The sequence below is a fragment of the Microbulbifer regidiadema (SeqCode) genome (assembly GCF_052467605.1).
The window spans coordinates 38,126-56,354 of sequence record NZ_CP174316.1 but is presented as its reverse complement, the minus strand read 5'-3'; the positions used below and the strand labels follow the sequence as shown (position 1 = coordinate 56,354).

The 18,229-nt window shown below is 50.7% G+C and carries 14 protein-coding genes and 1 riboswitch; of the genes, 9 read left to right on the top strand and 5 right to left on the bottom strand.

Going from position 1 to position 18,229, the window contains the following annotated elements:
- Positions 1 to 16 precede the first annotated feature (16 nt).
- The 3 genes from ACJJIF_RS00880 (at position 17) to ACJJIF_RS00870 (ending at position 5,720) form a co-directional block, all read left to right on the top strand.
- Entirely contained in the window at positions 17 to 1,435 is a 1,419-nt protein-coding gene (locus ACJJIF_RS00880; protein WP_444930378.1) for an efflux RND transporter periplasmic adaptor subunit, read from the top strand.
- The gene (locus ACJJIF_RS00875; RefSeq protein WP_444930377.1) at positions 1,432 to 4,533 is read left to right on the top strand and encodes an efflux RND transporter permease subunit; all 3,102 of its coding nucleotides are present in this window, start codon (positions 1,432 to 1,434) and stop codon (positions 4,531 to 4,533) included. Before ACJJIF_RS00880 ends, ACJJIF_RS00875 begins: the two co-directional genes overlap by 4 nt.
- 287 nt (positions 4,534 to 4,820) lie before the next feature.
- A complete protein-coding gene (locus tag ACJJIF_RS00870) occupies positions 4,821 to 5,720 on the top strand; it encodes an alpha/beta hydrolase (RefSeq protein ID WP_444930376.1) in 900 nt (299 codons plus the stop codon).
- Between the two features lie 146 nt (positions 5,721 to 5,866).
- Here the strand turns inward: ACJJIF_RS00870 and ACJJIF_RS00865 are convergent, their stop codons facing one another.
- Positions 5,867 to 6,022 (bottom strand): hypothetical protein, encoded by a 156-nt coding sequence (locus ACJJIF_RS00865; protein ID WP_444930375.1) that lies wholly within the window; start codon positions 6,020 to 6,022, stop codon positions 5,867 to 5,869.
- A 16-nt stretch (positions 6,023 to 6,038) separates the two neighbouring features.
- Entirely contained in the window at positions 6,039 to 6,350 is a 312-nt protein-coding gene (locus ACJJIF_RS00860; protein WP_444930374.1) for a transposase, read from the bottom strand.
- Between the two features lie 604 nt (positions 6,351 to 6,954).
- Between ACJJIF_RS00860 and ACJJIF_RS00855 the strand changes: the two genes are divergently transcribed.
- Entirely contained in the window at positions 6,955 to 7,287 is a 333-nt protein-coding gene (locus tag ACJJIF_RS00855; protein WP_444930373.1) for a hypothetical protein, read from the top strand.
- Between the two features lie 105 nt (positions 7,288 to 7,392).
- On the opposite strand, the gene ACJJIF_RS00850 is transcribed toward ACJJIF_RS00855, so the two are convergent.
- From ACJJIF_RS00850 to pdxH, 3 genes are all read right to left on the bottom strand, one after another.
- Positions 7,393 to 8,790 (bottom strand): RDD family protein, encoded by a 1,398-nt coding sequence (locus ACJJIF_RS00850; RefSeq protein WP_444930372.1) that lies wholly within the window; start codon positions 8,788 to 8,790, stop codon positions 7,393 to 7,395.
- Positions 8,790 to 10,481 (bottom strand): Hsp70 family protein, encoded by a 1,692-nt coding sequence (locus tag ACJJIF_RS00845; RefSeq protein WP_444930371.1) that lies wholly within the window; start codon positions 10,479 to 10,481, stop codon positions 8,790 to 8,792. Before ACJJIF_RS00845 ends, ACJJIF_RS00850 begins: the two co-directional genes overlap by 1 nt.
- A gap of 433 nt (positions 10,482 to 10,914) precedes the next feature.
- Positions 10,915 to 11,553: a pyridoxamine 5'-phosphate oxidase gene (pdxH, locus tag ACJJIF_RS00840; RefSeq protein ID WP_444930370.1), complete on the bottom strand. Its 639-nt coding sequence runs from the start codon at positions 11,551 to 11,553 to the stop codon at positions 10,915 to 10,917.
- A 512-nt stretch (positions 11,554 to 12,065) separates the two neighbouring features.
- Here pdxH and ACJJIF_RS00835 point away from each other — a divergent pair.
- The 5 genes from ACJJIF_RS00835 to tdh all read left to right on the top strand — a co-directional run bounded on the left by ACJJIF_RS00835 (position 12,066) and on the right by tdh (position 17,991).
- A complete protein-coding gene (locus ACJJIF_RS00835) occupies positions 12,066 to 13,670 on the top strand; it encodes a 5-guanidino-2-oxopentanoate decarboxylase (RefSeq protein WP_444930369.1) in 1,605 nt (534 codons plus the stop codon).
- Positions 13,671 to 13,698: 28 nt separating this feature from the next.
- Positions 13,699 to 15,132 carry an aldehyde dehydrogenase family protein gene (locus ACJJIF_RS00830; RefSeq protein ID WP_444930368.1) on the top strand — a complete coding sequence of 478 codons (1,434 nt, stop codon included), beginning with the start codon at positions 13,699 to 13,701 and terminating at the stop codon, positions 15,130 to 15,132.
- Positions 15,133 to 15,197: 65 nt separating this feature from the next.
- Positions 15,198 to 15,324: riboswitch (SAM-I-IV-variant riboswitch) on the top strand.
- 58 nt (positions 15,325 to 15,382) lie between these two features.
- Positions 15,383 to 15,598 (top strand): hypothetical protein, encoded by a 216-nt coding sequence (locus tag ACJJIF_RS00825; protein ID WP_444930367.1) that lies wholly within the window; start codon positions 15,383 to 15,385, stop codon positions 15,596 to 15,598.
- Positions 15,599 to 15,676: 78 nt separating this feature from the next.
- On the top strand, positions 15,677 to 16,876 hold the full coding sequence (locus ACJJIF_RS00820; protein WP_444930366.1) for a glycine C-acetyltransferase: 1,200 nt from the start codon (positions 15,677 to 15,679) through the stop codon (positions 16,874 to 16,876).
- A gap of 89 nt (positions 16,877 to 16,965) precedes the next feature.
- Positions 16,966 to 17,991 (top strand): L-threonine 3-dehydrogenase, zinc-binding type, encoded by a 1,026-nt coding sequence (tdh, locus tag ACJJIF_RS00815; RefSeq protein WP_444930365.1) that lies wholly within the window; start codon positions 16,966 to 16,968, stop codon positions 17,989 to 17,991.
- Positions 17,992 to 18,229: the final 238 nt, after the last annotated feature.

Genomic DNA, 18,229 nt, shown 5'->3' with positions numbered 1-18,229 from the left:
CCACATTACCGTCATAATGCACCAAAAACGGGCAGATCAAGCCAGTCGAGCTAAATTAAAAACATTATCAGACAAAAGCTGGCCTCAGCAGTGGCTCTCAAATAGCCACTTAAATTACAGCAATAAAAATTATCGCGCTATTAAAACGCCCAAGCAACTTCAACAGAAACTCAGTTCAACCCCCAGCAGGAACAACTCACCCCCTACAAATTTCACCTTGCCGCACAGCGATTGTAGGGAACCGCTCTCCAATATACCTTTTAGTCAAATAAGGCAATATAGCCCCTTTAAAGCCTTCCAGCTCACTCACACCAACAATCAATTCGAAAATAATATTAGCAAGAGTCTCAACATGAGAAACCATAAAATTAGAAAGCTCTTTGCGATCAGTATTTCTTTTTTTACACTACTTATTAGCTGCAACGCTCTTGCCAATACTGGCCGCACGGTACTAGTGGAAGCTGCACACCCTTGGGAGCAGGCCATCAGGGCAAAACTTTTTTGTTCTGTATCATCACCACCACTGTACCAAATATCCAGTCATACTGAAGCAGAATTAACACAAATAAAGCCGATCGGCTCCATTGTTAAAGCCGGCGAACTAGTAGCTGCCCAAGATGATTTCTACCTCTCCCAGGAAATCAAGATTATTCGCACAGATATAGAAATCACCCAGAGCCAGCTGACTTATGCAGAAGAAGAGCTGGGTAGACTAGAAAAACTTCGCTCAGCCGACATGGTATCTTCATCTCATTTAAATAATCTTAAATTGGACGTAGATACCTATCGCTTAACTAAGCAAAGACTTGAGCAGCAGTTACATACAGCCGAATATCGTTCAAAGCGCCTGCAACACTTTGCAAAAAACGATAGCCAGGTTTTAAGTATAGATGCCAACCCGGGGGAGAGACTTAATTCAGGGCAAAGAATTATGCAACTGCTTCCACTTATTGAAAATCAAATTGAATGCAGCCTACCCGAGGAACATCTAAATAAAGAGAACTTGTTAAGTCAAAGTATCTTTAAACTTCACGAGCAAGATATCGCCCTCAGAAATATTAGCCATACCGTTAACCCGGAAACACAAAATTTGCGACTTTTCTTTGAAGCCAGCAGACAAAACTTTAATTCCCTGCTAGTTGGGCAACGATTTGAAATCACAATGTTGACGCCCTTCAGCAGCAAAGATAATCAAGAGTTTATCACTAAAGTTCCAAGTGACGCAGTTATACTCGAAAGCGGCCAACAATATAAAGTTTGGACTCTAAATAGTGACCAAAGAGCAGTTAGCGCAAAAGTGCAAATAATAGATACACTCCAGGATTATTTTGTTGTGCGCTCAACCATTGCACCGGGTGATCTTCTCGTGGTGTTGGGCCATGAAGGATTGCAACTCAATGAAGCTGTTACTCCCACCGAGAGGGAAAGCACATGAAAGCGCTAGAAAAATACAGTTCCATCATTATAAGTTGCACCTTTACGCTGATCATTGCCGGCATTATAGCCGGCTTAAATTTACCCAATGCCCTACTCCCCTCGATTAATCGCCCGCAAATTGCTCTGGCAACAGCCTGGCCAGGGAAGACAGCGGAAGAAATAGAGCAAATACTTATTGCTCCACTGGAGCAAACACTCTCCAATTTAAGTCATTTGAAAGAAGTGCAGACCAATATCAATAGCGGTATAGCCTGGACCACCATTGACTTTCATACAGAAGCAGATATGGAGAAGATGTATATTGAAGTCCTCTCCAGAATCAACCAAGTGCCTAACTGGCCAACCCAGGTCAGCACACCACGTGTATTTAACTTCTCCAATGGCGCAGGCGCCACACTGGCAACATTTTTTCTATATTCAAAGCAGCCGGCCAGTGAATTGGATTTAATTGATGCATTCACAAACCATGTAAAACCCGCCATCAGCAAAATTCCTGGGGTATCATCCATTGAAGAGGCCGGCACACCCACCGCCCAGCGAGTTGACATTGAATTCGATTCAGAAAGAATGATTCAGAACTCTTTAAGTATTGCTGAAGTCACTGAGCATCTCAATAACCTTGTAGACCGTTCGGGCGGCAATCTTAAAATTGGCTCCAAAGATTATGCCTTACACTTTAAGGGGCAGGTTCCCATAGGCGAACTTTCACAGCTACCCATCGCCACGAGAGGGAATCAGATTATCCAGCTCTCGGATATCGCCTCAGTAACACCACGCATAGCATCGGACTGGTCATATTTTGCCCTCGAAGGTAACCGGTCACTCTATTTTTATCTGCTTCCCAGCCAAAATGTCAATGTTCTAGAAACTATTGCACAGCTGAAATCAACCATGGAAGGGCTAAACAGTGGAGAGTTGAAACGGCTCGGGATGGAGCTTGCTATAAGCCGTGATGACTCCAAGGGCATTCGAGACTCCCTCAATCTGGTATACGGCAGCCTGCTGCTAGGATCTTTACTTGCCTGCCTGGTACTCTATTGGTTTCTGCGCAACTTTAGAACCTTAACCCTAATATTTTTAAGTATCCCTGTCTGTGTCTCCCTCGTTATTCTCGGTATGTACCTCGGCGGTAGGAGTATGAACGTTATCTCTATAGCGGGAATTGCACTGTCTATTGGATTAATGGTTGATGCCGCAATTATTGTTATAGAAAATATCCAAGGATTGCGACAACAAGGGGTCAACACTCAAGAAAGCATTATACGGGGCACTAGGGAAGTCACCGGACCCTTGATCTCATCTACAGTATCCAGTGTTATTGTTTTTCTACCGATTATTGCTATGAAGTCCGCAACCGGACAGTTATTTCAGGATTTAGCTTTCACAATTTCAAGCGCCCTACTCGCCTCCCTATTATTTGCCCTGCTAATACTACCTTCACTGGCGAGGCACTTGCTGGGAAAATCTACCCCGGTGAAAAAAGAGGCTGCCAATACAACGATTAACACTGCACTAAAGAAATTTGTCAATCGCTCAATTCAAGTCGCAAGCAACCCTAAGAGAGCAATGGCTATCCTAACTTTGGGTTTACCAATTGCGCTGATCGCCACTTATTATTCGTCACCTCCCATAGATGTCCTTCCCGATCCCAAACAGAATATGATCTCTGTTTTTATCAATTTCGAAACCCCTCTAGCCGCAGACGTGATTAAAACCAATATTGCAGAGCGGGTAGTCAACAGAATTACCGCCAATAAACAAGAAATAGAAGAGCAACTCTCAACCTATGGAATCATTTGCAGCCCAAATAACTGCCACCTGTATTTATACACCAAGGGTGACTGGGAGTTTGACAAACTACAAGAGTGGCTCAATGAGAAGGCACTCTATGGGTTAATCGGTACTCAAATTCATTTTAGACACGGCGGCCTGTTAAGATTTGCAATGCCTAACAACCGCATTAGCCAACTGGATATTAAAGGCGCGGAACTATCTAGATTGCAGCTGGCCGGCACAGCACTTATAAACCACTTGCGCTCAGAATTTCCAGAAGCGCAAATTCGAGAAGGCAGTGCGCTGCAAAATCGAGCGGTCCGAATAGAGTTTCAGCCTCGCCTAGTGCAGCTGACTCATTTAGGTATTACAGTATCAGAGTTAAACCGTCATTTAATGGCCCTAACCGATGGAATCTATATTGGACACTTCTATACAGGAACCAACACTCTTCCATTCTATTTCAAGGCAAAGGCCCCACAAAACCTACAGACACTTCTAGATACTGAAATATTAATTAATGGTCATGGATTTATCCCACTGCGCGAACTTACTGACGCCAAAATCACTCAGGCCCCCGCCAGTATACTTCGCGTTGGCCAGGAAGTAAGCGCATCGATCAATTTAACGCCGGCAGAGGGCGTGGCGATGAAGTCTTTTGTCGAGAATGTCGATAAATCCGTAAAAGCTTTTCTGTCAGAGAGTCCCTACAGGGATCTTCATACCCAGTTTCGGGGTAGCGCCAATGAGCTCAACTTATTTCTCAATGAGTTTATGAAGATATTTTTAGCCGCCCTGGTAGTCCTGGCCCTGCTAATGTACTTCGCGCTGAAATCGGTAAAACTCGCTGCCGCTGTTCTCTGCGCGATACCCCTCTCATTCGCTGGCGGAATGTTGAGCTTACAGGTTTTAAACCTTTTCACCCCGCAAAGCCTTGATGTGATAACCATGATTGGATTTGTAATCCTGATGGGCCTTGTGGTTAATAATGCAATACTACTGGTTAATCAGTTTCAAAAGTCTCTGCAAAGCGGAGCCAGCCAACTAGATGCCATATATGCAGCAGCCAGCTTGCGCGTCCGCCCCATTATGCTCACCACAATCACCTGTATCTTTGGCAACCTCCCCCTAGTGCTCAATCCAGGAAATAGTGCCACCATTTACCGGGGGCTAGCCACAGTGATTACCGGCGGAATGCTATTTAGCGCCCTATTTATCTTGGCCTTTATGTCTGCGCTGCTCTCCCAAAAAGCATTTAGCCCCCAAGTATCGCCTCATGAGCCAAAGAATGACCTGAAACTACCGCAACCTAGCAGCACCTAGCCCCCTATAAGGGGCTTCAGCCTAATAGGCCTGTGCTGGCAACTACAATAAAGGTGCCAGCACAGGTGTTACTCATAGCTACTTTAAATCGATTACAGCCCCCAACCCCAAAGAGAAGCCCCCTGTATCTCCCCCAAACCCATAATTTGTGATCACAGTCTCTTATCAAGAGAAGCATCACCTATCGTAATTTATAGAACTGCTAGCGACCGCCCATATCTATCTGGTAGGCTTCCAGGCAAATATCCCCTCCCTTGGTGGATAACCAAGGCCCCACGAGGATAATAATGAAGATGATTAGACTATTGGCGATATTCGCCCTTGCCGCCTACTGCCAGTTGGCTGCGGCCGGCAATGCCGAGCCCACAACCTTTAGCCGCCCGGGCATACTGTCTTATAACTTTTACTCTGATCTACTGGAGCGCAAATACGTTATCGACGTTATGCTCCCGCTCTCTTACAGCCCAGAAAATGCTGATCGCTACCCGGTCATCTATATGACCGACGGCTTTCTACATTTCCCCATGACTGCTCCCAACCTGATTCAGGAGCAGGTTCCCGATGAGTTTGGCAATGTCAAAGTTCCTGCGGTGATTCTGGTAGGTATTTCCCATGCTTTCGACCACCGAAATCTCTCCCAGCGAGTGGTGGACTTTACCCCTGTATCCGGCGTGATCAAAGGCGCCAAACTCGGTGGTGGTGCCGATCATTTTCTCGAATTTATTGAAGAGGAACTTAAACCCTTTATTAATAATAATTTTAAAGGCAACGAAGAAGATGAAACTCTGGTCGGCCACTCCCTGGGAGGGCTCCTCGCCCTACATGCACTGTTCAACCACACCAATAACTTTGATCGATATGTTATTGGAAGCCCCAGTATATGGTGGGCCGACAAACAAATTTTGGACAGCGAACTGGCCTATGCAGAGCGCAATACCGACTTGGGGAAGAGTGTGTATTTATTTATTGGCAGTGAAGAGGTTTGCAATGAGGTTAATTCAGTTTGCGGGATTGAAGATTTTTCTTTTTTAACCCAACAGCTTAAATCCCGTCAATATGAAAACTTAACCTTAAAACAACATATGTTTGATCATGAGAATCACAGCACAGTTGTCGCCCCTGGATATGACCAAGGGATTGAAAAGGTATTTAGTAGCCAGATCCTACCTAGAAAGTACTCTTTCTAACAAAAAATCCTGCTAAATTTTAAACTATTAACCCGGCGGCCCAATAGTTCGCTTATGCTGCATATTTAATTTACTTATCCTAAAAGCAGGAAGCTACTCGCACGAGCTTTTTCTGCAGCATCCTCATGTGAGAAAGTATTTTGTTTTCAATTTTTTCTTGGATCGTGCTGAAATCCCACTATGTACGCCCCCCCTTTAAGGTCGCAGTTTAAATATTTATCCAGATTCAATTCAGGTGAATACGATGGCAAGCAAAATATTTCTATCTCATTCTCATGTTCTGACAGCCAGGCTTTAACCACTCGAGCATGATGCACTCTAAGTGCTGTCCAGAATGAGGGGAACTTTGCGACCTACTGTATTGATTAATCGCTTAAGAAAGCCAATTAACCTGTCGACATCCATACTTCCTTCGTAAACTTGAAAGCGTACTGCTCCTTGATTTGTAATCGCTGAAATCATATTGAGTGAAGCTCGCTTTGCATTTAGCTTCGCAATGGGCGTTTTTCCTTTTGGCGCATAGCCCCGCTCATACTGACAATCACTGCGAATGTCCGTTTTATCGCCCCGGTAAATTTCTGCACCCTCCTGTTTCGCACGCTGTTTAATATCTAGATAGTCTTCTTCCATCAATTTTTAACGGATTTAGGATTTTTCTCATAGGCCCGTCCGGCGGGCTTCTGCGCTGTAAAACCTCAGCATTTCAGATAATCACCTACGGTGCGAATTAGCATTTTTATGCCATATTCATGTTTAATTAGCTCCATGACAGTCTTGTACGCCCATAGAGCGTAGTTAAGCTTGAGCTGATCCGGCTGTTCATCTACGATTTTTTTGAAGTTGCGTTGCCTGCTATGTGGTTAGGCTACGATTCATCCCTTCCGGATAGCCACGTTTTTTGGCGGCTAATACCTCGAAACCGCCAAATTTGTAGTGTGATTACCCTGGAGCAGCAGCCACTTCCTGATTTTGTATAGAAGGGACCATTAGGACTTCAAGACGCTCCCAGGGGATTAACGAATCCATTTACTCAAGAAGTTTCTCTTTACGAGTTTTACAGTGCCTATCCAGTGTTCGGCTTCTAAAAAGCTGGCTTGACACATGGTTTGCGTTACATTATTTTCTTTGCGGCAAATTGTTATCCTAACCTATTTTAGGGCGCAAACTTATTCAGAGGCTCCCTAGCTCCCTGAGAGACTTAATCTAGCATACCCAATTTAAATCGGAGACCCCAATGAAACTTAAACTCCTAATTACATTAATTGCAATAGGCTTATCAAAAAACGCCTTATCTGCGGGGTCATCTGGCGATGTGACCATCAATAAGATAGGCTGCCACATGAATGACGCTACCTGCTATGCCTATCTAGACCAAACTGTTGGTCCCGATAGCTGCAACAGTAATTCTATTCGATGGAGCCGTGATGCCGATAGCGGCCAAGAAACTTTAACCTTATTAACCGCAGCATTTCTTGCAGGGAAAAAAGCTAATTTTAACGTTTTAGACACTTGCTTTCAAAATGGGATCTACCCAACATTTAGTTACTTCAATGTAAACAACAATTAATAGTAAATACCCCGGTAAAACCGGGGCATTTAACTTCTTAAACTAGTCGAGCCGATAGCGGCTTATTTGCAGATAAAACAGGGGGAACCTATCCGCCCATCCACTCTACTTATCATTCAAACGCCGCAAATGCTCCTCGCGGGTTCTGCGCATATTAACCACATGACTCCGGCTAAGGCGATCATGCATCAAGTTGCCGCCGAGAAAACAGTTGATAAACCAACCGATTTTCCCCAGCACCAGGGTTAGAGTAAAGCTAACTACTCGCCAGAGGCCATGTCCATATCCAATACGTTCAAACTTTTGGTTAGTTACGCGATATCCCATTAAGTATTTTCCCGGCGTAGCCTGGAAGCGGGAGCTTTCCAACAGCCATGCAAGTAATAGATATGCTAACAAACAGATTCCAGCCGCTTCAAAGGTTGCAGTATCTTCTGGCTTATCAAAAGCCTTTATCAATACAATAGAGGCTGGGAAGCCAACCGCGACAAAAAGCAGAAATAGATCCAGCAGTACAGCTACCCCTCTCGCCAACAAGTGGCCAAAGTAATACTGCTCGTAGTTCTCACTCTGCTCCTCTCGATGACCGCTTATCACTTCCCGTCCGCCGCGAAGCCCCCGCAAAGGGTCTACCACAGACTCATGATTTTCCAGAGCGCCAAACAGGCTATTACACAAATTGTCATCCAGCGCTTGATACAGGTAGGGGGCATTGCCCCTCCAATCAAACAACTCATCGCAGTATTGCAAAATATCTGAGCTAATCTGAGAGCCTTCGGTTTTCTCTCCCTGCTCAATACTTTGATTAAAGAGGGCAAAGCGTTCGAAGAGCGACAGCCCCAAGTTCCAGTTATACTCTTCATCAAGCATATGGGGGCTTTGGGCAAGAAAATGCCAATTTTGCACACTATTGAGTTCAAGTTCACGACTGAGAAGATCGTCTACCTGCTTGAGAACACGGTGGTACCCCTCAACGCGCAGATCTCTTTCGGGGCTTGATTCGGCTTGTGAGTCTGATTCCGATAAAGCAACCTCAACCTGATCACTTAATTTGGGCCCTGCCTCTTCGGGCTCTACCGTCAGCTTTGGCGGCTCTGACTCTGGCTCTGGCTCTGGCTCTGGCTCTGGCTCTGGCTCTGGCTCTGGCTCTGAGGCAGTGTCAGTGGTTGTAGGCGCTATGGCAACCTCAGGCGAAACGAGCTCATCTATCACCCGCTTCACGGGGGTTGCAGCAATCGCCTGCCCTTCACTCTCAGTAATGAGCGGTTCTTCTACGGAGCTGGCCAGCGGGAGCTCGGAGGGCCTATCGTCCCCCTTACCAGAATGTGCTTCCTCTTGCAGCTCCTCAGCAAGCTGTAGCGCCTGCTTGTACGCAGAGTGCAGGAGTTGAAATTCCTTGGGTTTTTCATCCGGGCGAGTCTGCCTTAACTTTTTTGCATAGGCACGCTTAATCGCCCGGGCATCATCGGTAGGCTTGATTTCGAGGGTGTCCCAAGGGGCCATCAAATCCAGTCCTCACTATCCAGGCGATCCAGTATTTCACCAATTTCAGAGCGAGCCTTGATGATTTCCGCAGGGTTTTGCCGCTCAAGCACACCTTCGAAGGAAGCCAACAACTTAGCGATATATTCCCGCTGCTCTCCCAGGCTCGATTCATACAAACGCTCACCGCGCGCAATGATAGCCTGATTTTTCTCATCTTCCCGCGGGTGGAACTTTAACTTTTCCAGCTTTTGTAAAGCTTCCGCTTTTTGTATATCTGTAAGTGCTCCCGGGGTAAATTCAATTAATTTATTAAACGTTTTACCGGTGGAGACAACGGTGACATCCACCTCCAGCAAGCCATTCATATCGTAGGTATAGCGAATATCAGCAGCCTCTTCACCCTTTGGCTTTTTAGGGACGGGAACCGTCAGCTCACCCAGGTAAACATTTTTGCTTACCAGGCGGTTTTCCCCCTGATAGACATCGATGCAAAGCTGTGTTTGATCATCGCCCGCTGTCCACACGCGCCTTACTACGCTAACCGGCACTACCGTATTGCGCTCAATAATTGGCATAAAGTAACTGCCAAGCTGCGAATTATCTTCATTGATCACGCCCGTACCCAGGGTGTAGGGGCACACATCCGTCAACACGATATCATCCAGGGCTGAATTTTTTTCCTTCAGGCCTGCCTGAATTGCGGCGCCCATAGCCACAACGGTATCCGGGTCTAAATGACAGGCCGGCAGGCGTCCAAACATTCGCCCTACCATTGAGCGGAAATGGGCTAAACGTGTCGAACCGCCGACCAATACCACTTCATCAATTTTCTGCGGCGGCAGGTTGGCATCGCGCATCGCGCGCTCTATTGGGCGTTTAGCCCTAAGCAGTAGTGGCGTACTAAGCTTCTCAAACCATTCGGGGGTCACGCGGTATTCCATAGAGCGGCCATCGATTTGCAATTCAAGCTGCTGCTCTGGTAATTGGCTCACTCTGCGTTTCGCTGTCTCCAACTGCATATATAAATTTTGCAGTTCGCGCGGCTCTAGCGCTTCTTTTTTTAGATTGAATTCATCCAGGATGCTTTCAATCATAGCTTCAACAAAATCCTCTCCTCCGAGGAAGTTGTCTCCCGCACTGGCATGAACTTCCATAATGCCATCAAAGAATTCCAGGATGGACACATCAAATGTACCACCCCCAAGATCCAGGATCAGGAAGTGCCCTTCGCGTTTATCATGTAGACCATAGGCAATGGCTGCAGAAGTTGGTTCGTTAATCAGGCGCTCAACTTTCAGTCCGGCTAACTCACCAGCCAGTTTGGTCGCATGTCGCTGGTTATCATTAAAATAGGCCGGGACGCTGATCACAGCTTCTGTGACTTCCTCATTGAGGTAAGTTTCAGCATCTTCTTTTAGAGCCCTTAAAATCAGGGAGGATAATTCGGTCGCGGTAAACTGCTGCTTACCAAGAGAGATTTTATGATCGGTGCCCATTAATCGCTTAAATGCCGCCACCGTGGTGCCGCTATGATTAATCAGGCGTTCTTTTGCCGTCTTTCCGACGACCAGCTTCCCGCTATCATCAAGCCCCACAACAGAGGGGGTCAGAGTCTCCCCCAAACGATTGGGAATTAATTTTACTCCGTCTTCGGTCAATACACCGCAAGCGCTATTGGTCGTACCCAGGTCGATGCCAATAATGGCCATATTACCCTCTGTCTAATACTTGAAATCGGTTGCTTTGGGCAGCCTGTGAATAGGAACTACAACCAGGGCCCGGCCTCGCAGGAGGCCCAACTCTGTCGAGATATCACAGCTACCGCACTATTCCTGTAAGGGACTGGCCATTCACAGCAAACCGCAGCCAACACTTGCGGTTTTTAAGGCCTGCACAGGTATTACAAAATTTTCCAAAAGTTCCCGGGCTATTTCGAATCTCTTGATATTTAAACTATCATTTTGAACCCGGTTTATAGCGTATTATTTTAAGCTGCCTTGAGCACAAATAGCCAGATGGGGCGCAGCTACAGGACATTACCCGCTGCGGGAAATCGCCAGGTGGGGGTACAAAGCGGGCCGCAGGGGCCCGCAGAGATATAATGGGGTACTTCAGGGGCCTCTCAGGCTACCGAAATAAAATTTAAGGCGCGCGGCGCTCTATCTTCCAGCTCCCATTTTCTTCAAGCCGATAAATAAAACGATCGTGCAGCCTGTTTGCGCCCCCCTGCCAAAACTCAATAGCACTGGGCACCACACAATAGCCTCCCCAAAATTCCGGCAGGGGGACCGTTTTACCGGCAAAGCGGGTTTTCTCATTTTCAAACCGCTGTTCCAGCTCCTCCCGGGAGGAAATCGGCTGACTCTGATGTGAGGCCCATGCCGCTAGCTGACTATCCAGAGGGCGGGATTGAAAGTAGGCCTCGGCCCGCTCGCGGGAAACCGGTTCTACCTTTCCATAGACAATGACCTGTCGCTCCAGACGGGTCCAGGGAAACAGCAGGGATACCTGTGGATTAACCGCCATATCCCGAGCTTTGTCACTGTGCAAATTGGTGTAGAACACAAAACCTTTGTCATCGAAGCCCTTCAGCAAAACGATCCGCTGCGAGGGCTGCCCCTCCGCATTCGTGGTGGCGAGGCACATAGCGCTGGCATCAACGAACTCCGCCTTAACAGCTTCCTCAAGCCACTTGCTGAACTGCTCCTGGGGGGTCGGCGGCAATTCAGAGCGTCTTAAACCGCCCAGTTGATATTCCCGACGCCATTGATCGATTTCCATGGTGCTACTTCCTCGGTTGTTCTAGCTCAAAGTTTATTCAGCGGAGTGGCGGAAGGCTATTGCGCGGCAGCCATCTCGTCAAATTCCCCAGCACCTAACGGCAGGCAAAGTTATTGCAAGCTCGCAACATTTCCTGCCGCGATTCAGGGAGCCCTTAAATAATTCCGTGATGCCTCTACAGAGCGGCTCTCAGTCAGGGAGCGACTTCGCAGGGATATCTGGACCGCTCAAGAGACCGCAGCGCAGAGTGAAAATCGCTCTGCAAGCCCCAGCTGCTGCGTTGCGGCTCTTCTACTACAAAGGGCTGCTGCCATTCGCGGCGAGCTGTGCCCAACCTCTGTGACCTGCAAGGCCCGCAGAGGTATCACGGAATTATTCCGAGGCTCCCTAGGAGGAATCTCAATTTTCCTGCGATTTTGCCTGTGAAGATGCAGACTCTGCGGATGCTTGCACCCCTATTGGTGGGCCGCTAGGCTCACTGCATTTTTACACGAATAAGGAAAATGGTGCTTATGTCCTCTGCGCCCACATGCGCCCAGGTGCTGATGCGCCTGCTGCGCGAATACCAGGTAGAAAAAGTTTTCGGAATTCCCGGCGTACATACCATCGAACTGTATCGCGGCCTGCCCGGTAGCAACTTGATGCATATCACGCCAAGACACGAACAGGGCGCGGCCTTTATGGCTGACGGCTATGCCCGCGCCAGCGGCAAACCCGGTGTCTGCTTCCTGATTACCGGGCCGGGACTCACCAACGCAGCTACGGCTATGGCGCAAGCTTACTCGGATTCCATTCCCATGTTGGTTATTTCCGCCGTCAATCGCCGGGAAGATCTGGGCATGGGCCGTGGGCGCCTGCACGAGCTACCCCGCCAGAGCGATGCCAGCCGGGGCTTTTGTATCTGGCAGCACACCCTGACCCAGGCGGAGCAACTACCGGAAGTGATGGCGCGGGCATTCCAGCTACTGCAATCCAGCCGCCCCGGCCCTGTGCATATCGAAATTCCTATCGACCTGTTCCCGGCAGTGATGCCCGGCCAACTGGACGATTACTGCGCGGCCCCCAGCGCCACAGCCTCGGCAGCCAGTGCGACAGCCATCGCAACTGCGGCCCAGTGGCTGCAAGCTGCCGAGCGCCCGGTGATTCTTCTCGGCGGTGGCGCCCAATCCGCCGGGGAAGCGGCAACACAAATTGCGGAAAAGATCGCTGCCCCAGTTTTCCTATCGCTGGCCGCCAAAGGCGTTGTCGACGAGAGACACCCCCTGTGTGGCGGTGCCAATCTCAGCTTTGATTGCGTGCGCGAGCGAGTGGAAACTGCCGATGTAGTCTTGGCCGTTGGCACTGAACTTGCCGAAACTGACCGCAATCTGGTGCGCGAGGATTACGCTTTCTCCGGCAAACTGATTCGCATCGATATCGACCCAGCCCAACTGGTATGCAACGCCCAACCGGACCTGGCGATCTGCGCCGATGCCGCTGAAAGCCTACAGCAGTTGAGCGCAGCCCTGCTCGCGCACGAAGAAAGCTCGAAGCGACAGGCAGAAGAGGAAGTTTCACAATTAATTCGCAGCTGCCGCAAAGAGTGGTGGGAAGGCTCTGAGGAGCGTTTTCCCTGGGTTGAGGCCCTGCGCGAGGCCCTGCCAGAGGAGGGGATTCTGGTTACCGACTCCACCCAGCTGGCCTATAATACCAACCACGCCCTGCCGCTGTACTACCCCCGCAGCCATGTCACCTGCACCACCGGCTACGGTACCCTGGGCTTTGCCCTGCCCGCTTCAATCGGCGCCAAACTATCCAGCACACGGGATGTTATTGCCCTGATCGGCGATGGCGGCCTGATGTTTACTCTGGGCGAGCTGGCCGTTGCGGTAGAACAGCAATTACCCCTGCCGATCCTGGTGTGGAATAACAGCGGCTACGGAGAGATTCGCGACTTTATGGATGCCGCAGAAGTCCCCCAAGAAGGGGTTAACCTGCGCACGCCGGATTTTGTCGCACTGGCACAATCATTTGGCGCCGAGGGCTGCCGTATCGACAAGCCGCAACAATTAGCGGCGGCAGTTGCTGAAGCCCTACAACGCAAAACACCAACACTCATCGAAATCACCGCCCCTTAAAGCGGCGCGAAGCAAACGGAAGCGTGACATGACAGATTTCAACAAACTGCATACAGACAAACTGTTTATTAATGGTGAGTGGCGTGAACCCCTCGGCAACGGCTCCCACCCGGTTATCAATCCCGCCACGGAAGAGATGATCTGCCAGGTAGTGGAGGGCTCTGCTGAGGACGTCGACACCGCCGTCAGCGCCGCTCGCAGCGCCTTTAAACAGTGGCGTCACACCAGCGCAGCACAGCGCTCGGCCCTGCTAACTGCCATTGCCGATGGTATGGAGGCGCGCAAGGAAGACTTGACCCAGGCGATCTCACAAACCCTCGGTTGCCCCGCCCACATTACCCGCTGGCTGCATGTAGACGGCCCCATCTATGCGATGCGCTACTACGCCGAGCGCACCTCGATAATGGAGGAGACCGAAAAAGCCGCCCACTCGGTGCTCATTCGCGAACCGGTGGGTGTGTGCGGCTTTATCACCCCCTGGAACTACCCCCTGCACCAGTTTGTCGGCAAGGTTGCCCCGGCCCTCGCTGCGGGCTGCACCATAATCGCCAAACCCTCGGAAACCACTCCGCTACAGGATTACATCATGGCGGAGATCATCGAAGCCGCCGGCGTTCCGGCGGGCGTCTTCAATCTGACTCCCGGCCCGGGCTCAGTAGTGGGGGCCGCGCTGTCCTCGCACCCGGGAATCGATATGGTGTCCTTTACCGGCTCTACCCGCGCAGGGGTTGAAGTGGCCAAAGCCGCAGCGCCCACGGTAAAAAGAGTAACCCAAGAACTCGGCGGCAAATCGCCCCTGATTATCACCCCGGATGCAGACCTTCGAGCAGCGGTTCGCTGGGGCTGCGAAGATGTATTTATTAACAGTGGACAAACCTGTACCGCACTCACCCGTATGCTGGTCCCCGCCGAGCACTATGAAGAGGCGGTAAAAATCGCCAAGCAGGTCGCTGAAGAAGTGGCGCTGGGCACCGACACCAACGCCTTTATGGGCCCGCTGTCCTCCGCCCGCCAGCTGGGGATTGTGCGCAGCTATATCGAAAAAGGCATCGACGAAGGCGCCCGCCTTGTGGCCGGCGGCCTCGACCGGCCCAACGGACTGGAAAAGGGATTCTATGTAAAACCCACGGTCTTCGCCGATGTACACAACGAGATGACCATCGCCCGGGAAGAGATCTTCGGCCCGGTGACCTGCCTGATCCCCTACAAAGATATGGATGAGGCGATCGCCATTGCCAACGACACCGAGTACGGCCTGTCCAGCGGGGTTTGGGCCAAAGACGCCGAGAGCTCTATGCCCATCGTTCGCCGTATTGAAGCCGGCCTGTGTTTTGTCAACGGCGGAGAGTTTAACTACGACGCCCCCTTCGGCGGTTACAAGCGCTCCGGCAACGGACGCGAGTTTGGTGAGGCGGGTCTCGGTGAGTTTATCGAACTAAAATCCGTGCAGCTTCCCGCATAAATGTCTGCACCGCCCTCTAATCAGGGCGGTGCTGTTGACTGCCAATCCCCTCCCCGTTATCTTTGCTCGCACATCACGAGAGTGGCTGACGCCAACGCCAACCTGCCGACCGGGGCAAGGTGGTTCTCTCTCTGCGGCACACAAAGCCTGCGGGGAGGATGGGGCTCTACCAGAGCAAACCAACCGGATGGGCGAATATCATTTCGCCATTTCCACGTCAGCCCTCCATAGTTTTACCATTGGAGGGACCATGTCCGAATCACCGTTTTCCAGCAAAGATATTATCGAAATCCAAATTGCCAGCCAGAGAAGCCACACGGCTGTACGCGCGGTGAGAAGAGGTGATCGTCAGTTGTTGTGGCAACTACTGTTCGACACCGCCGAAGAGGCATTAAAATTTGCCACCAGTTGCCGCGCCAGTGAGCACCCGATTTCGGCCCACGAGGCCTGCAAGCTGGCGGGATAAAGTAGAAGCGACAGGCGCCGCGAGTTCGCGCCCATTACCCTGTGCCAAGAGCACCCGACAGGAGCTAAAAACAATACCATGTCAAAGCCAGAACCATTCTTTGAGCACCTGCGCAGCGAACTAAAACAGATCGATGCCGACGGTCTGTACAAGCGCGAGCGGATTATTACTTCCCAGCAAGCCGCTGAGATCCAGGTGAACAACGACACCCAGGTACTTAATTTCTGCGCCAACAACTACCTGGGCCTGGCCAACCACCCGGACCTGATTAAAGCGGCTAAAGAGGGGCTTGAGCAATACGGCTTCGGCATGGCCTCCGTGCGCTTTATCTGCGGCACCCAGGACATCCACAAAGCGCTGGAATCGCGCCTGTCTGAGTTCCTGCACACCGAAGACACCATCCTCTACACCTCCTGCTTCGACGCCAACGGCGGCCTATTCGAAACACTGCTCGGCCCGGAAGATGCCATCATCTCCGACGCCCTCAACCACGCCTCTATTATCGACGGCGTGCGCCTGTGTAAAGCCAAGCGCTACCGCTACGCCAACAACGATATGGCGGAACTGGAAAAGCAGTTGCAAGCCGCAGACGCCGCTGGCGCCAAGACCAAGCTGATCGCCACCGACGGCGTCTTTTCTATGGACGGCGTGATCGCCAACCTCAAAGCCCTGTGCGATCTGGCCGACCAGTACAACGCCCTGGTTATGGTAGATGACTCCCACGCCGTGGGCTTTCTCGGTGACCACGGTCGCGGCACCCACGAGTACTGCGATGTGATCGACCGTGTCGATATTATTACCGGCACCCTGGGCAAGGCCCTCGGCGGCGCTTCCGGCGGCTTTACCTCTGGCCGCAAAGAAATTATCGATTTGCTGCGCCAGCGCTCGCGCCCCTATCTGTTCTCCAACTCCGTAGCCCCGGCTATCGTCACCGCCTCCCTGAAAGTGTTGGATATGCTGACTGAAGGCGGCGAGCTGCGTGAACAACTGCGCGACAACTCCGCCTACTTCCGCAAGCGCATGTCCGAAGCCGGTTTCACCCTGGCCGGTGCCGACCACCCCATTATCCCAGTTATGATCGGCGACGCTGCCCTGGCACAGAAAATGGCTGACAAGATGCTGGAGCGCGGTATCTACGTCGTCGGCTTCTTCTACCCGGTAGTGCCCAAAGGCCAGGCCCGTATCCGCACCCAGATGTCCGCCGCCCACACCCGCGAGCAGCTCGACCAGTGTATCGATGCTTTCATTGAAGTCGGTCGCGAGCTAAATATTATCTAAACCCAACAGACAGCGGTGCCGTTGCCGTAATCCTCACAAGGGATTCAGCAAAGCGGCACCGCGCCTTGCCATTTGTAGTTTTTAAGACAATGAAAGCACTATCCAAACTGAAATCCGAAGTGGGAATCTGGCTCACCGATGTGGAAATCCCCACCCCGGGCCACAATGACCTGCTGATCAAGATTCACAAAACCGCAATTTGCGGTACCGACATGCATATCTACAACTGGGATGAATGGTCTCAAAAAACCATTCCCGTCCCCATGGTAGTTGGCCACGAGTATGTGGGTGAAGTTGTGGGTATGGGGCAGGAAGTTGCGGGTTTCCAGGTAGGTGACCGGGTTTCTGGTGAAGGCCATATCACTTGCGGCCACTGCCGCAATTGTCGCGCCGGCCGCCGCCATTTGTGCCGCAACACCTACGGTGTCGGCGTAGACCGCCCCGGCGCCTTCGCAGAGTATCTGGTGATTCCCGCACTCAACGCCTTTAAGATCCCGGACAATATCTCCGACGATCTCGCCTCCATCTTTGACCCCCTCGGCAACGCGGTACACACCGCCCTGTCTTTCGACCTGGTTGGCGAAGATGTACTGATTACCGGCGCTGGCCCCATCGGTATTATGGCCGCAGCGGTTGCCAGACACGTGGGCGCCCGCCATGTGGTGATCACCGACATCAACGAATATCGCCTGGAACTGGCGCGTAAAATGGGTGCCACCCGCGCGGTAAACGTCGCCAAGGAAAATCTCAACGACGTAATGAGCGAGTTGGGAATGAGCGAAGGCTTTGACGTTGGCCTGGAGATGTCCGGCGTACCCGTCGCCTTCCGCGATATGATTGCCGCGATGAATCACGGCGGCAAAATTGCCATGCTCGGTATCCCCGCAGGTGAAATGGCAATTGACTGGGGACAGGTTATTTTTAAAGGCCTGATTATCAAGGGCATCTACGGCCGCGAGATGTTTGAGACCTGGTATAAGATGGCCAGCCTGATTCAGTCCGGCCTGGATTTGACCCCGATTATTACTCACCAGTTTTCTATCGACGACTTCCAAAAAGGCTTCGATACCATGGGCTCTGGTGAATCCGGTAAGGTAATTCTGAACTGGAAATAAGTCCTAGCAGCTGCGGGATTGCCCGCAGCTGCTCCCTCTCTATCCTCGATTTGCCGCCCTCTTTCCAACAGGAATTTTGTGCTATCTACCGCACCTTACCTACGGGCAAATTCAATTCTTCGGACACAATCCAAAGATCTACTTCATCATATAAGTGTGATGAATAGTCCATAGTTACATGTTTAACATTCAGCCGGCTGAGCGCAAGATGCGCAGAGCTGAATGCAGGAAACAATGT